This window comes from Myxosarcina sp. GI1(2024), from assembly GCF_053543375.1.
The window spans coordinates 25,622-41,329 of the sequence record NZ_JBKGTY010000011.1; the positions used below are offsets into that span (position 1 = coordinate 25,622).

General features: G+C 41.6%; 13 protein-coding genes and 1 pseudogene. 7 read left to right on the forward strand and 7 right to left on the reverse strand.

What is annotated here, in order from left to right; all coding sequences use genetic code 11:
• Positions 1–5 precede the first annotated feature (5 nt).
• The 3 genes from ACLFKQ_RS26145 to ACLFKQ_RS26155 form a co-directional block, all read right to left on the reverse strand.
• Positions 6–488 (reverse strand): Tic20 family protein, encoded by a 483-nt coding sequence (locus ACLFKQ_RS26145; protein ID WP_449002607.1) that lies wholly within the window; start codon positions 486–488, stop codon positions 6–8.
• Positions 489–588: 100 nt separating this feature from the next.
• On the reverse strand, positions 589–786 hold the full coding sequence (locus ACLFKQ_RS26150; protein WP_449002608.1) for a hypothetical protein: 198 nt from the start codon (positions 784–786) through the stop codon (positions 589–591).
• Positions 787–890: 104 nt separating this feature from the next.
• On the reverse strand, positions 891–1,352 hold the full coding sequence (locus tag ACLFKQ_RS26155; protein ID WP_449002609.1) for a ferritin-like domain-containing protein: 462 nt from the start codon (positions 1,350–1,352) through the stop codon (positions 891–893).
• A gap of 79 nt (positions 1,353–1,431) precedes the next feature.
• Between ACLFKQ_RS26155 and glyA the strand changes: the two genes are divergently transcribed.
• Genes glyA through ACLFKQ_RS26170 form a run of 3 tightly spaced genes read left to right on the forward strand, consistent with a single transcriptional unit; the run spans position 1,432 to position 5,104 of the window.
• On the forward strand, positions 1,432–2,715 hold the full coding sequence (gene glyA / locus ACLFKQ_RS26160; RefSeq protein WP_449002610.1) for a serine hydroxymethyltransferase: 1,284 nt from the start codon (positions 1,432–1,434) through the stop codon (positions 2,713–2,715).
• Between the two features lie 60 nt (positions 2,716–2,775).
• Positions 2,776–3,828: a glycosyltransferase family 4 protein gene (locus ACLFKQ_RS26165; RefSeq protein WP_449002611.1), complete on the forward strand. Its 1,053-nt coding sequence runs from the start codon at positions 2,776–2,778 to the stop codon at positions 3,826–3,828.
• 10 nt (positions 3,829–3,838) lie between these two features.
• Positions 3,839–5,104 carry a competence/damage-inducible protein A gene (locus tag ACLFKQ_RS26170; protein ID WP_449002612.1) on the forward strand — a complete coding sequence of 422 codons (1,266 nt, stop codon included), beginning with the start codon at positions 3,839–3,841 and terminating at the stop codon, positions 5,102–5,104.
• A gap of 120 nt (positions 5,105–5,224) precedes the next feature.
• Here the strand turns inward: ACLFKQ_RS26170 and ACLFKQ_RS26175 are convergent, their stop codons facing one another.
• The 3 genes from ACLFKQ_RS26175 to hemF form a co-directional block, all read right to left on the reverse strand.
• The gene (locus ACLFKQ_RS26175; protein ID WP_449002613.1) at positions 5,225–5,776 is read right to left on the reverse strand and encodes an FHA domain-containing protein; all 552 of its coding nucleotides are present in this window, start codon (positions 5,774–5,776) and stop codon (positions 5,225–5,227) included.
• Positions 5,777–6,075: 299 nt separating this feature from the next.
• A complete protein-coding gene (locus ACLFKQ_RS26180) occupies positions 6,076–7,419 on the reverse strand; it encodes a helix-hairpin-helix domain-containing protein (RefSeq protein ID WP_449002614.1) in 1,344 nt (447 codons plus the stop codon).
• Between the two features lie 215 nt (positions 7,420–7,634).
• Positions 7,635–8,672, reverse strand: coding sequence for an oxygen-dependent coproporphyrinogen oxidase (gene hemF / locus ACLFKQ_RS26185; RefSeq protein WP_449002615.1), 1,038 nt, complete (start codon positions 8,670–8,672; stop codon positions 7,635–7,637).
• Between the two features lie 261 nt (positions 8,673–8,933).
• Here hemF and ACLFKQ_RS26190 point away from each other — a divergent pair, with 261 nt between their 5' ends.
• The 4 genes and pseudogenes from ACLFKQ_RS26190 to ACLFKQ_RS26205 all read left to right on the forward strand — a co-directional run bounded on the left by ACLFKQ_RS26190 (position 8,934) and on the right by ACLFKQ_RS26205 (position 15,373).
• Positions 8,934–10,724, forward strand: a complete 1,791-nt coding sequence (locus ACLFKQ_RS26190) for an ABC transporter ATP-binding protein (protein ID WP_449002616.1) — start codon at positions 8,934–8,936, stop codon at positions 10,722–10,724.
• 654 nt (positions 10,725–11,378) lie between these two features.
• Positions 11,379–12,804, forward strand: a pseudogene (locus tag ACLFKQ_RS26195) (IS701 family transposase).
• Positions 12,805–13,585: 781 nt separating this feature from the next.
• Positions 13,586–13,900, forward strand: coding sequence for a P-II family nitrogen regulator (locus ACLFKQ_RS26200; protein ID WP_449002617.1), 315 nt, complete (start codon positions 13,586–13,588; stop codon positions 13,898–13,900).
• A 762-nt stretch (positions 13,901–14,662) separates the two neighbouring features.
• Positions 14,663–15,373: an IS6 family transposase gene (locus ACLFKQ_RS26205; RefSeq protein WP_448997902.1), complete on the forward strand. Its 711-nt coding sequence runs from the start codon at positions 14,663–14,665 to the stop codon at positions 15,371–15,373.
• 4 nt (positions 15,374–15,377) lie between these two features.
• On the opposite strand, the gene ACLFKQ_RS26210 is transcribed toward ACLFKQ_RS26205, so the two are convergent.
• Complete coding sequence (locus tag ACLFKQ_RS26210) at positions 15,378–15,509, reverse strand: hypothetical protein (protein ID WP_449002618.1); 132 nt, start codon at positions 15,507–15,509, stop codon at positions 15,378–15,380.
• Positions 15,510–15,708 lie beyond the last annotated feature (199 nt).

Below are 15,708 nucleotides of genomic sequence, written 5' to 3' on the forward strand. Positions count from 1 at the left end.
GTATACTATCGAACCTGAGAATATACAGCATCAGAAATAGCGGGTATTTCAGCATAAAGACCCATAGCTGACTGAATTATTCCATAAATACAGGCTGCCGCTGCAATGATAAAGATAATGCTGCTCAAGATCGCGATAATAAAACCTAGCGAGCCTAAGATCGTACCTAAGATAATTCCTAACAATGCTAAGGCAATATCGATTAAAATCGCTTGCATGGTATTAAAGCGGATAAAATGAGCGATTTTTTCGTTTCTAACTACTGCTAACAGCAAGACGAAGAAAACTATTAGATTCATAAAGGGATTGATACTGTAAATTATCCCTATAGGAATGAGTACAGTCTTTAGTAGGTTAAATAGAGGCGATAACAGAGGCAATTGAACTTGCAAAAATCCGCTAAAACTTAAGGCTTCGTATAGCGGTATTAAGTAGACAATCGCTGCAAATAAACGGTCTTTGGTATCTGTCGAACCGCGCCAGGTCATAATTTTACCTCTAATACTAAAGCCTAGAATTATAGTTGTTATGGTAGCGCAGGCTTATCTTTATTGGTAGCGAATACACGGTGCGATCGCTTAACGCCATCTATTCAATTTCAGTAACTCGAAATCCCATTTGGCACTCGTAAATAGTCGCGCTTTTATCTGTTGCTTGCTTTATTGCCTGACCACAGCTTAGCTTTCCCTGATGCCACCGGGGCAAACCACTTTGATTTGCCATCAGGCAATTTTGACAAACTGATTCTAAAGAAACTATTTGTTCTTCTGCAATCATTACTAGCATAATTACATTGTTTGAGACTTTTTGAAGTTCTAATCTTATTCTAGTTTTTTGACAACCGTAAAATGTAATTTTTGCCACATAGCTTAATAGTTGGACTCAAATAGCTATGGCGCAGAAGATGGTGCAGAAATTCTGTAGTCGCGTAACATTTTTCTCAATTCTAGCCCGTGCATTTCTTCATTACTTATCATAGTGCGAGCAAATTCTTCTAAATAAATGCTGGCATTTTCAACAACTGTTAACAGTTCTTTATAGAGACCTAAAGCTTTTTGTTCGTGTTCCCAGCTTTCTTTTAAGATATCTTCTATGGCATGATGAAAACTTTCTTTAACTGGAGCAATTTTAAGGCTGGGGTGACCTCCTTCTAAACCAGTAATTATCTCTCCCGCTTGTTGAGCGTGAAGCAAAGATTCAGTGGCTTGAGCTTTGAAAAAGTCTACTAAAGGGATGCGATTGGGACCAGTTACCATTAAGGAGTAGTGTGTATAGCGTACGACTCCAGCCAGTTCGTACTCCATAATCGTATTGAGAATCTTAATTGTAGTTTCTAGGTCGAGTTTTTTCATTAATCTGCGCTAATCTGCTCTGCTTTGTTATTGAGTATATTAAAGTTACCAGTCTTTTTTATCAAAATAAGGAAACTCAGTGACCAAAACCAATTTAGATTTTCTCGCTCAAACCGACCCAGAAATTACCGAAATTATCAATTTAGAGGTCAAACGCCAGCGATCGCATTTAGAGTTAATCGCCAGCGAAAACTTTACTTCCCCTGCGGTAATGGTTGCCCAAGGCTCGGTGTTAACCAACAAGTATGCCGAAGGGTTGCCCGGAAAACGCTACTATGGCGGTTGTGAAATTATCGATCGCGCCGAACAATTAGCCATCGACCGGGCGAAGCAACTTTTTGATGCTGCTATGGCTAACGTTCAACCCCATTCAGGGGCACAGGCAAACTTCGCGGTTTTTCTGGCTCTTCTCGAACCAGGAGATAAGATCATGGGTATGGATTTGTCTCACGGCGGACATCTCACCCATGGTTCTCCCGTCAACTTTTCTGGTAAATGGTTCGATGTCGTTCATTATGGAGTCAACCGCGAAACCGAATGTCTCGACTTCGATTTGATTCGCGATTTAGCCCTTAAAGAACGTCCCAAACTAATTATTTGCGGCTATTCTGCTTATCCGCGAACCATTGAATTTGACCAATTTAGAGCGATCGCCGATGAAGTAGGAGCTTATTTACTAGCAGATATCGCTCACATTGCCGGCTTGGTGGCAACCGGGCATCATCCCAACCCCATTCCTTACTGCGATGTAGTCACCACCACTACTCATAAAACTTTACGGGGACCTCGAGGGGGCTTAATTTTGTCCCGCGATCCCGAACTGGGTAAAAAACTCAACAAATCTGTTTTTCCTGGCAGTCAGGGCGGACCTTTAGAACACGTTATTGCTGCTAAAGCGGTTGCCTTCGAGGAAGCTTTAAAGCCCGAGTTTAAAGACTATTCGGCTCAAGTAATTGCCAATGCCCGAGCGATGGCAGAAACTTTAATCGCTCGCGGTTTCAAACTAGTATCCGGAGGTACTGATAATCATTTAATTCTGGTCGATTTGCGCTGTATTGGCATGACGGGCAAACGAGGCGATCGCCTGATGACCCAAATTAACATTACTGCCAATAAAAATACCGTGCCTTTCGATACAGAATCTCCTTTCGTTACCAGTGGCTTGCGTCTGGGTTCCCCTGCCATGACTACCAGAGGAATGGGGGAGACAGAATTTAAAGAGATTGCTAACATTGTTGCAGACAAATTGCTCAGTCCTGAAGACGAGGCAGTTCAAAACGATTGTTTGCGACGTGTAGCCGCTTTGTGCGATCGTTTTCCTCTCTATCCTTATTTACAAGTTCCCGTACCGGCGAGAATTTAAATTAGGATTTGCAGTAGCTCGTCTCCTAATTGAACTAAATCGAGAACCTCATAAATTCAGATGCCTGCCGAACTATTTCATCTGATTGCCTTTCTAATTTCCGTAACCGTAGTGTTGTGGACAATCCCCGATGTTAAGATGCTCGGTCTTAAATTAGGTATGGTAGATCGACCCAATGCACGGAAGATTCATAAAGCTCCAGTCGTTCGTGTCGGAGGAGTTTCTATATTTGTTGGTACGATTACCGCCCTGCTAATCGTCTGGCGACTGGGAGGATTTTCCACCGTTTCCGTTCGAGGCGAAGGGGAAATTTGGGCGGTAATTATAGGCAGTATCTGCTATTTTGCCATTGGTTTCGCCGACGATCTATTTAATTTAACTCCTATTTCGCGCTTGTTAATGCAGGTATTCGTAGCGGCTATTTGCTGGTTTATGGGGGTCAGAATTGATTTTCTCTCCGTTCCTTTCGACAGCTTAATTCAAGTAGGTTGGTTAAGTCTTCCCATTACCATTATCTGGCTGGTAGGAATGGCTAATGCAATTAATTGGATCGACGGTGTCGATGGTTTGGCAGCGGGAGTTTCCGGTATTGCGGCTGTAGTCATGTTAGTAGTAACTCTGTTTATGCACCAATCGGCTGCTGCCTTAATAGCTGCGGCATTAGCTGGTGGAGCGTTAGGTTTTCTTCGTTATAACTTTAATCCCGCCCAAATTTTTATGGGAGATGGAGGAGCCTATTTTATGGGTTTTACTCTAGCGGCAGTAGGAGTAATTGGCTTAGTTAAAACTACTGCTATTACTGCCGTACTCTTGCCATATTTAATTTTGGCAGTGCCAATTTTGGATATGTCAGCGGTAATTTTATCTCGTCTTAGCAAAGGTAAATCTCCTTTTGTTGCTGATAAAAGCCATCTCCATCATTGGTTACTCAAGGCAGGAATTTCTCAACGTCAAACCGTTTTGTTTATTTATGCTCTAACTTTGTGGGTAGGCAGTTTAGCAATGGGGTTTTCCAATATTCCCAGCGGTTGGGGTTATGCAATTGGGGCGACAATGCTACTCGCCTATATTAGCTGGCAAGTATGGCGCAACACTAGAAAACAAAACAATTAGCGGTTTAGCAATGAGTGCAGAGATTATTTGTGTGGGTACGGAGTTGTTATTGGGTGATATTTTCAATACTAACTGTCAATATTTGGCGCGGGAACTGGCTAGTTTGGGCATTCCTCACTATTACCAAACCGTAGTTGGAGACAATGCAGCTAGATTGCAACAAGTAATCGGTATTGCTACTCAACGCGCCTCAATTCTGATTTTTACCGGAGGTCTCGGTCCTACTCCCGACGATTTGACGACAGAAACAATTGCCTCTTTTTTCAAGGTCAAATTAGTGGAAAATGCTGAAATACTCGAAAACATTCGGCAAAAATTCGCTCAAATCGGACGTGAAATGACTTCTAGTAACCACAAACAAGCTCTAGTTCCCCTAGGTGCTAAGACCCTACCCAATCCTACGGGAACTGCCCCAGGAATTATTTGGCAACCGAGATCTAATCTAACTATTCTAACTTTTCCTGGCGTTCCCTCAGAAATGGAACGGATGTGGCGGGACACCGCCGTTCCCTTTCTCAAAAGCCAGGGCTGGGGAAAAAATATTATTTACAGTCAAATGTTACGCTTTCGAGGCATTGGTGAATCGACCTTGGCAGAAAAAGTCGCTCATTTGTTTGAGTCGGATAATCCGACAGTAGCACCATATGCCAGTAGGGGAGAAGTTCGGTTGCGAATTTCAGCTAAAGCAAAAACCCCTGCCGAGGCGATCGCCATTATCGCACCTGTGGCAAGTAAAATTAAGGAAATTGCTGGACTGGATTATTTTGGCAGCGATGAGGATACTCTAGCTTCAGTAGTCGGAAATTTATTACGCAATGCCGGACAAACTCTCAGCATTGCCGAATCTTGTACTGGTGGAGGTCTAGGTGAAATGATTACCGCTACTCCAGGAAGTTCGGATTATTTTCTAGGGGGGATTATCGCTTATGCTAATCGAGTAAAGATTGCCCTACTCAATGTTAACCCCACTGATTTGGCTAAATTAGGAGCGGTTAGTGCTACTGTCGCCGAGCAAATGGCACTAGGAGTCCAACAAGGTTTGGGCACTGACTGGGGTATTGGTATTACGGGAGTTGCCGGTCCGGGAGGCGGTACAGATACAAAACCGGTGGGGCTAGTGTATATTGGTTTGGCTACTCCCGACGGTAAAGTAGAAAGCAGAGAATATAGTTTTGGCGATCGCCGAGGTCGTGCTTTAGTTCGCGATCTCAGTGCTTGTAATGCTCTAGATTGGTTACGACGCAAACTTTTGCAATTTAAACTTCAAGCGATATAAGCGATCGCCTTTCCTGAATTTCAGCATCAATAGAAATTTAAATTAAAATTTAACTAGGCTTCCGCTTCCACAGCAAAAGGAAACAGAAATTCTGTGAGGAGAAACTGAGCTTAATTCGAGCTAAGGATGTGGAGGTTGAGAATTGTCAGCCAATACTGTCTCATCAATTTCTAAATTTTCATCTACTACCGTATTTTTGAAACTATCATTTCGTACCTGACTATACTGAGTTAGATCTCGATCGTAATATTTTAAGAAGCGATCGTTTTTAGGATTGTAAGGAATATATTGATAGGTTATTTTGGTGTCGGCTCCAATGACAATAACATCACCAGTTTTGAGTCTGTGTAAGGTTTGTTTTTTTCCATTGACAAACACACCATTACTGCTTCTCTGCCTTTTGCCTTTACCATCAATAACCCAATAAGCATAATCGACTCGCTCTGAATTATGAATGTATTTTAACCAGGCAATCGTCGCATGATGTCGAGATACCATTTTATCGTTAATCGAAAGATTATTATGAGGATGCCGACCTATAGAAAATACACTAAAGTTTAGAGAAACGGCTCGTTTTGATTCTAAGGATTCCACAATTAAAATATGTCGTCCTTGTAGTACATCGGCTCGATTAAATTTTACTAAAGTTAGCTTGGATTTTAGATCGCTCATGTGTGTATATATGAGTTTGATTTTACAGTCAATAAGTAATGCAGAGAAAACTTTAAAGCAATTAAATATACGGTTTAATTAATATTTAGCATTTTTAGATAGCCTGTTTTGGTTCTAGCTTTAATTGGTCTATATTTTTCGTTTACATTCTAATCTAAAAAAAAAAGACTTGTAACGATCGAATTGGGAAGATCGCAGTCAATTCAATTCTTGGTTTAATAGCATCCGTAAAACTAAGGATCTACAACAAAAGATAATCTCTTTGTTTTCAAAACTTATGCAATTTTATCTAGTTAAAATCAATTAGAGATTAATGGTTGACTATAAACTGTAAAACCCGCTTTTTTTAAATTATTAACTGTTTGGCTTTCATTTTGGCTCCAGAATTTTTGCCCAAAACGAATGAATTGGCGATTTTGACCTTTACCAATAGCGGCAATTACGGGAATCTTAAATTTGTGAGAATCTTGAGATTGTTCTTGTAATACTTGTTTGAGATAAATTTGTTTGCTTTTGTCTAAAGCTTGTTCGGGAGTTATTTCCAACACGAGCATCTTGACTCGATCTATCGGTTCGGCATCATCAACGATCAGCTGATAGCGTTCTTCTCTTTGCTGTACTTTTCCCCAGACAATTAAACGGTTATTTTCTTGTAAAATGGAAGCTAATTTTTCGTAGGTACTAGGAAACACTGTTCCTTCAGCTTCCCCGGTAATATCTTCCATCTGTAAAAAAGCCATAGGATCGCCTTTTTTGGTCGTAATAGTTTTGACAGCGTTGAGCATGACTACCGCACTGACTTTTTGTCGGGATTTTTGTTCTGATAAATCGCTCAGCTGAATGGGGGAAAGAATCCGTGCGGCTTGATATGCTGTTTTTAGAGGATGGTCACTTAGATAAAAACCAATATATTCTTTCTCTAATCTCAGTCTTTCTTGGAGGGGAAAGTCTTCTACCAATGGAGTACTGGGAGCTTGTTCGAACGAGCTACTAGTGCGATCGCTTTCAAGATTATTACTTACCATGTCAAATAAATTCATTTGACCACTAGCTTTTTCTTTGGTGCGTTTTTGTGCCCAAGGAATTACTACATCGAGATCTTGAATTAACTGACGGCGGTTCTGGTGAATGCTGTCAAAAGCACCACAGTAGATTAGAGTTTCCATCGCGCGACGATTTACTTTGTTTAACTCGACGCGATCGCAAAAATCAGCCAGAGATTTAAATTCTCCTTCTGTTCTACACTTAAGTATATTTTCAATCGCTCCTTGACCTAGGTTTTTGACAGCGGACAAGCCAAACAAGAGACTTTTATTGCTTGAGGGCAAAAAATCGGCTTCTGAGCGGTTAATATCGGGTGGTTCGACGACAATCCCCATTTTTTGGCAGTTTTCCCGATACTTGTCTACTTTATCTTGAATACCGCTACTAGCAGTTAGCAGTGCTGCCATATACTCTACGGGATAATTAGCTTTTAAATAGGCAGTTTGATAGGTGACGTAGGCATAGGCAGTGGAGTGAGATTTATTGAAGCAGTTGGAAGCAACCGTACCATTGGCGAGTAGAAAATTATGATCTTTAATTACACCAAGATCGTAAACTGGTTGCTTGCCTAAAGATTTACGACTGACAATTTTTACCATTTTTTCAACTAGAAAATATCAAGAGCAGATAAGACAGAAAAGGATTAACTGAGCAACAGTCAGAGCAGCGACAGAAGCCCGATAAGGTTTCCTCCGATACGGGAAGATCCGTCAAGACAGGCTCCGTCATTCGCTCCAGTCCGCACGACGGAGTAATCTCTGACTAGGCGACCAGGTGAGTGGGAAAACCATTACAATTTATTATTTATAATTGCTTACCGAGCAGATTGCCAATTTGCCCAATCTTGAGGTTTGAGGAAAGTATTATATAGTTCTGCTTCGGGGGTATTGGGTTCTGGCTGATAGCCATATTCCCAGCGAACCAGAGGTGGCAAAGACATTAAAATTGATTCGGTGCGTCCATTGGTTTGCAGTCCAAAAATCGTACCACGATCGTAGACTAGGTTAAATTCTACATAACGTCCGCGACGGTAGAGTTGAAAATTTCTTTCTCTCTCTCCATAATCTAAATTGCGCCGCTTTTCGACTATTGGTAAGTATGCAAGTAAAAAAGCTCGACCGCAATCCTGAATGAAACTAAATAGCTCGGACCAACTGCGGTGCTTGACTTCACCTAGTTTTTGACTGTATTGTGCCGCTGCACCGTCATGATTAAAGCCACGATATAGTTCACCCGTACCGTCTTGATAATCAAAAAATAGTCCTCCTACCCCTCTAGTTTCTTGACGGTGCTTGAGGTAAAAATATTCATCACACCAGCGTTTGAAAACGGGATAGTATTCGCCGTGATGCTTATCGCAAACAGCTTTAAAAGTACGGTGAAATTGTACCGCATCTTCAGCGAAGGGATAGTATGGAGTTAAGTCGGCGCCGCCACCAAACCACCACACTGGACCAGCTTCAAAGTAACGATAGTTGAGATGTACGGTAGGAATGTATGGGCTATGAGGATGAAGCACCATTGAGGTTCCGGTAGCGTAGAAACCGTGTCCTTCAGCTTCTGGACGCTGTTTCAAGATCGAAGGAGGTAAATGACTACCCCAAACTTCAGAAAAATTTACGCCGCCTTGTTCTAAAATGTTACCCGATTTTAAAACTCGCGATCGCCCGCCACCGCCTTCGGCTCTCTTCCAGCTATCTTCCTGAAATTTTCCTTTACCGTCTACTTTTTCTAAAGCCGCACAGATTTCATCTTGTAGCTGTTTCATAAACTGACTGACTCTTTCTTTAGAGTCAGCAGGTGGTTTAGAAGGTTGAGGAGTATTTTTGAAGTTTTTATTTAAAGCTGTCATTGTGTTGGTTTAAGTTTTATGTTACTAACAATACTAAAATCTTCCAATCCAGATTACCTTGAATTGAAGAGGCTATAGCGATCGAGCGACCAAAGTTAGCAATTTTTCTTAATAAACAGTAAAGCGATCGCGTCTATAGTTACAGACATTGTTTACTTCAATAGCATGGAGCAGATATCGTAGAAACAAAAATCGACGTGCCAATAGTTTAAAGATAGGCTCTCTACTTCAATCGCTTGAGTAAAATCTACAATATAAACCATGCCAGTTGCTAGCTCCAACAAACATCCTCTATCTCGTCTTTTAGGATACGTACATAAATATCGGCCTAAAATTTGGCAAGCCGTAAGTTGTTCTATTCTCAACAAAGTTTTCGATCTGGCTCCTCCAGCTATCATCGGTGCAGCAGTAGATGTGGTAGTACAGCAAGAAGATTCGATTATTGCTAGCTTAGGTATTACTGACATTTTTCAACAGCTTTTGGTACTGTCTTTACTCTCAGCAATTATCTGGGGTTTAGAATCGTGGTTTCAGTATGCTTATGAAAAGCTATGGCGTAATTTGGCGCAAAATATCCAACACGATTTGCGTTTGGATGCTTACGGACACGTTCAGGATTTAGAACTGGCTTATTTTGAAGAACGTAGCACTGGAACGTTGCTGTCGATTCTCAATGACGATATTAATCAGCTAGAGCGTTTCCTCGACGTTGGTGCTAATGAAATTCTACAGGTAGTCACTACTGCTATCATTATCGGCGGCGCATTTTTTGTTTTAGTTCCCAACGTAGCTTGGATGGCAATCCTACCGATTCCTGTGATTATCTGGGCTTCCGTTACCTTTCAAAAACGCTTAGCTCCTCGATATGCTGAGGTTAGAGCCAGAGTCAGCTTGCTCAATTCTCGTCTGGCAAACAATCTGAGTGGAATTACTACGATTAAAAGTTTTACTACTGAAAAATATGAGTTACAGCGAATGAGACGAGAAAGCGAAGCCTATCTTCGTAGCAATCAAAAAGCGATCGCGTTATCGGCAGCTTTTATTCCTCTAATTCGCATGATTATTCTAGTTGGCTTTACGGCGATTTTGCTCTATGGGGGTATGAGCGCAGTAGAAGGAACTTTAGCAGTAGGCACCTACAGCGTTTTAGTTTTTCTAACCCAAAGATTACTTTGGCCTCTAACTCGTCTGGGACAAACTTTCGACCTTTACCAACGGGCGATGGCTTCAATTACCCGGGTAATGAACTTGTTAGATACTCCCCTGAATATTCATTCGGGCAGTCTAGCTTTACCACCAAATAAAATTCGTGGCGAAGTCGAGTTAAGTAATATTACTTTTGCCTACGATCGCCAGCCAGTAATCAAACATCTTTCTTTACATATTCCTGCAGGACAAACTGTGGCGATCGTCGGGGCGACGGGTTCGGGTAAGAGTACTTTGGTTAAGCTGTTGCTCAGGCTATACGAAATCCAGTCGGGAACGATTACTATAGACGGGATAAATATTAAAGATATCGTTCTGTGGGATTTGCGGCGCAGCATTGGTTTAGTTAGCCAAGAGGTATTCTTGTTTCACGGTACGGTGAGGGAAAATATTGCCTATGGCTCAGTTAATGCTAGTTTGAATGAGATTGTAGCTGCCGCCCAAGTTGCTGAAGCTGACGATTTTGTCCGACGACTACCTTTAGGTTACGATACCGTCGTTGGGGAACGAGGGCAAAAGCTATCTGGGGGACAAAGACAGAGAATCGCGATCGCCAGAGCAGTTCTAAAAGATCCACCAATTTTGATTCTCGATGAGGCAACCTCAGCCGTAGATAATGAAACTGAAGCCGCGATCGCCCGTTCTTTAGACAAAATTACCCAAAACCGTACTACGATTGCGATCGCTCATCGACTTTCGACAATTAGACACGCCGATACAATTTATGTGATGGATTACGGCGAGTTAATCGAACGCGGCACTCATGAAGAATTACTGGCCATGGAAGAAGTGTATGCTAACCTATGGCGAGTTCAAACAGGCGGCAGAGGAAATGTTCTCAATTAGATAAGTCCTAGTTCAGCATCTATAATGTTTGGTCAAGCAAATTGCCAACTGAAAAAAGTCATAGTAAACTCGCAAGCAATAATTTGCAATCGTTATCTTTTCATATCTTCAATTTTTGCCAAGCACGATGCTTCTCAAACGCGATTCTAATCTCGTAGAAATTCTACAACAGTGAGCTATTTCTCAGCCTCAGAATCCGGCTTATATCTTTCTTAAAGATGGTAAAAACAAAACTATAAAACCCACATTCCGCAGATAAATTTTGCCGTTCAATAATTTTTAGTTAAATGTAGCTTGTAAAGCTTATTGGTACTGATACACAGCTATTTTGTTAAGATAGTCTCAATTAAGATATTATTTCTAATTTTTCTCGATGGCAATCGCGATCGAGTGACTGAGATCTGGCAAATTCATTAAATTATTTTTTTCTACAGATTATCTGCGGAATGTCAGATAAAACTAACTTATCAGGAGTTAGAGCAAAGCGCTAAAGCGATCGCCACTTGTTTACAGCAGCTAACAACTCCTGGTTCGAGAGTTTTACTACTCACGGTTCGCTCATTTAGCGGTACTTAAACAGATTGAAAAGCAAAAACAAAGTATAATCTTTGTGTGATAGTACTTTTACATCGCTGTCTTTAGCGCTCGCGCTCAATGAAAGAAACAACTCCAGCAGCCATGCCTCCCTGTTTCGATAGATGGTGTCAAAAATTTGATGATTTGCTCAAAAATAAAACCCAAAAAAGAGAGTTTAGGCATTATTTAGGGGGATTATTGGGAGAAAGTGAGCGAAAAAATCTATCTCAAATGGCTAAAGACGCAGTAGAGGTAACATACCACAAAATACATCATTGTCTTGATGCAGTCGCTCATGGGGGAAACCCCCAAGACCGCGCTGCATCGCTTTTTGACGGAAGCAACTTGGTCGGCAGAGAAGATTAATGAGCGTCGTTTAGAAGTGATGAACAAATGCAATCAAACCAGAATCAGTCGGGTATTTAGTCTCATTGTCGATGATAGTGGACATAGAAAAAGTGGCTGCTTGCTCGGTCCTATACGCTGAGGAAACCTCAGCGCGGGCGGTGCGCAATTTTACGGCAGGAGTAGGTCGTCAATACATCGGAGAAATTGGTAAAACAGATAATGGAAATGTGGTAGTAACAACCCATCTTTATGATGGCCAAAAAAGCTTACCTTTAGATATAAAATTATACCAACACGCCACATCGTTAGCGGCAGGAAAGAAAGACCCAGAGTTTAAGAAAAAACCCACCTTAGCTTGGGAATTAATTGATAAAAGTTTGAACCGAGGCTATAGACCAGGAAGAGTTTTAATAGATTCATCTTATGGAAACAACACATCTTTTTTAAAAGACTTAGAAGCAAGAAAACTAAAGTACATAGGAGGAATAGCTAAAAATCGCAAGATTTTAATTAAGGACTCTGCAGGAAAAATAGAAGCAATGAGAATAGATGAATATGCTCGATGGATATCATCAGAGGAATTTCAGAAGATTGAAATCCCTGGTGAAAAACCCAGAGTGAAAAACCCAGAATTGTGTGGGTAGCAATATTAGAAGCAGAAATATCCCAACTCAAAGGAACTAGAAAAATAGCTATCGTCATGAACGCTCCAGCCTTTGAAGATGCAGAAGATATTGACTACTTAATCACAAATGTTGAAGCAGAAAAAGTAACGGAGCAATGGATAGTTGAGACTTATAGTCAGAGAAATTGGGTAGAAGTTTTCTCTCGCGAAGCCCAGGGTTGGCTAGGATTAAGTGAATATCAAGTTCGAGAAAAAAAGAGTTTAGAAAGGCATTTTATTTTAGTTTTTGCTGCCTATACTTTTATTCTTTGGCATAAGTTAACTGGAGGTTTAAGACGGCGTTGGGCACATAAACCTTTAACTACATTTCCTGAAGCTTTGGAGGCATTTCGTACCGCTATATCTTGAGGACACGGATTCTGAGCCAAGCTCAGAATCGTGAGCTGTCCGTATCGTTTTGTCCAATGGCTCAACCATAACCGTGACGTATTCATGGCTTATAAAGCTAGTTTGGGCTTTGTTTGGGCTTAATTTTTGTTTAAGTACCGTTAAAGCGATCGTGAGCAAAAACATCAACCCTTGAATCCGCTCTTCATCCTGAAAATAGATTGCTAAAGCGGGAAAATGACCCCGTTTAAAACGATGAAAACCTCTTTTTTGTCCGTTCTTTCTGAGTTCGTTCCTTTCAAGAATATTGGTCTCTCTATTCTCTCAACTTCTTTCTCAGCATACACTTTAGCTATTTTATTTCCTTAGCAATTTTTGATTTAAGCGAACGATGAGATACTAGTCCAGCTGATGTTTGGTTTTTTCGATTCATTTTCGCGTGAATTCTGCATGACCAGCCCGTCCACACATTAGTTCGCATGTGGGAGAAATCGCCCCACGTCAAGCGGATTGAATCGCCGCGGCGGTGTCCCCCCGTGCCGCCGCCGACCACTAAAACATCTGCGGTGAGGGTGGTGATATTCAAGAGCTGCTCCGCTGTTAGATGGTGAATCGAAGTTTGATTACTCTACCAGTGGACGGTACTGAAAACGACAGAGCCTTCGTCCCTAGTGACCCCTGCAATCTGATGTTGAATGGTGGTCATAGCGCCAAAAGGATAAGTGTTTTTTATAAAATGCTTCCGATAATCTGAATCAATCTTTCTCAACAGAGGGTAGTGAATTCGCCGATTTTTGGCATATACTTAAAGGTATGGTTTAAGGTAAAACCATAGAGTCTTGTCTTGAATTGTCGCAACAGAGTTTTGAAGAAGCGACCAATTTTTCGAACAACTCTCTACATCACGCGTCAGGAGGTAACCCACATGACCCAGAAAGCCAGCATGCTTGTCATCGTCACGGAAAAGGTACTGCTGAAAAAGATCGCCAAGATCATCGACGAAGCCGGTGCTGCCGGTTATACGGTGGTGGCCGCTGGCGGTAAAGGCAGTCGCAACTTGCGCTCGTCGGGACAACCCAACGTTGGGGACAGTTACCCGAATATAAAGATCGAGGTGCTCACCGCCAATCGGGATATAGCCGTGAAGATTTCGGATAAGGTCGCAGCGCAGTTTTTCGACGATTATTCGGGCATCGCCTATCTCTGTGACGCGGAGGTACTGCACGCGCACACGTTTTGACTCAAAACCCCTTAGTGGTGCAGAAAACTCTGTCGTCCACGGTCAATGATCTCATCATGAGAACGTCACCACCTTTAAAAACTCAATCCGAGAGTCTCGGGCCTGCTGGTAGTGCTTCAGGGCATAGGCTTTCGGGGGACTTCGCTGGGGCAGTGGGGTGAGGGTGGGCAAGTGCAGTCGTTGATAACACCGCCGAGCAATCTCTCGAAGCCCCACTTGCAGAAAACTCAACTCCCGCTCACCGTGCCAGTCGAGTTGAGAACGGTTTCCGGCCTGAACCAACAGCATCCCCACGACGACCGTAATCAGGTGGGCTATGTCGAGGAGCATGAACAGTGACGTCAGCCGTTGGGCATCGCGTAGACGAGACTGAGACAGGTCAAAGCCCGCCGACTTGTAATCCTTACCCGTGATTTGTTTGCTGAACTCATCAAAGATTTCTGTCGGCCAACGATAGCTCCAAGTCTCAACAACTCGCTTACTTTGCCAGTGAAGAGCATCTGGTACTAAAAAACGAGGTTCATCACTTAAATCCTCCTGTTGGTGTGCGATAACTAACCGTTTTTTCCCAGATTTTTTCAGCCGTACTGTCTTAGTAAAAGCCCAAAATTCCTTCTCCGAACCATTGCCACATTTGACTCTAATTGGTCGAAAGCTTTCTGGATGTTCCCTTGCTAGCCGTGTTGCTACTGCATCGGTAATGTTGCAAAAACTTAAGACAAACTTGTAGTATTTAACAAACGTAAATAACTACTAGACCAGATGAACTCAAAGCAACCATTTAAGTGGAAACATTTTCAAGGAGAAATAATTTTACTTTGTGTGAGGTGGTATCTCCGCTATGGTTTGAGTTATCGTGATTTAGCAGAAATCATGCAAGAGCGAGGACTATCTGTAGACCACACCACGATTTACCGATGGGTGATGATTTATGCACCACAAATAGAAAGAAGAGCCAGAAAGCATCTCATCTCAACTAATGACTCTTGGCGAGTAGATCAAACTTATCTCAAGGTCAAAGGAAAATGGAAATATCTATATAGAGCAGTTGACAGCAATGGTATTACCATAGAGTTTATGTTTAGTGCCAGGAGAGATAAACAAGCTGCTAAAAGATTCTTGAAGAAAGCCCTGAAATCGAGACATAATAAGCAGCCAAGAGTTATTAACGTAGACCAAAATCCTGCTTATCCCGCAGCAGTTGAAGAACTTCAAACGGAAGAAATTATCTCTAGTGAGTGTGAATTGAGACAGAACAAATATCTTAATAATATCATCGAGCAAGACCATAGATTTCCGAAAAAGCAGGCTAAGTATAAATTATACTTTCAACATTTCCACTCAGCATGGCGGACATTAAAAGGGTATGAAATCATGAATGTGATTCGCAAAGGGCAAATAAAAAATATCGCTAAAGGTGACATCTTGGGACAAAGAAATTTTGTCTATTCTCTGTTTGGGATCGCTGTCTAAAAAATTAGTTAATCACAGGTATATTCTCTCTGTTCGGATTTTTTGCAACAGAACCGGTAGTCACGATTTCTGCCAGTTTCTCATTGGACAACTGGCGCAGTTCTTCGGCTTTGAAGGGGTGATTAGCTTCGCTCATTATTGGCTACTTTAATCTCTTTTTCCTTTTTGTCAACCCTGATACCTGAATCCTTACGCCAATTATTTAATTAGATCGAAACTTTTCTTTCCTAATGGTTTTGTTTGCTTGACTATATCAGCTTTGAACGGAGATCGAAATCACAGTTGATTTGATTAAATATATTTATAAAAAAAGCAGCAAATTAATAAATATATTT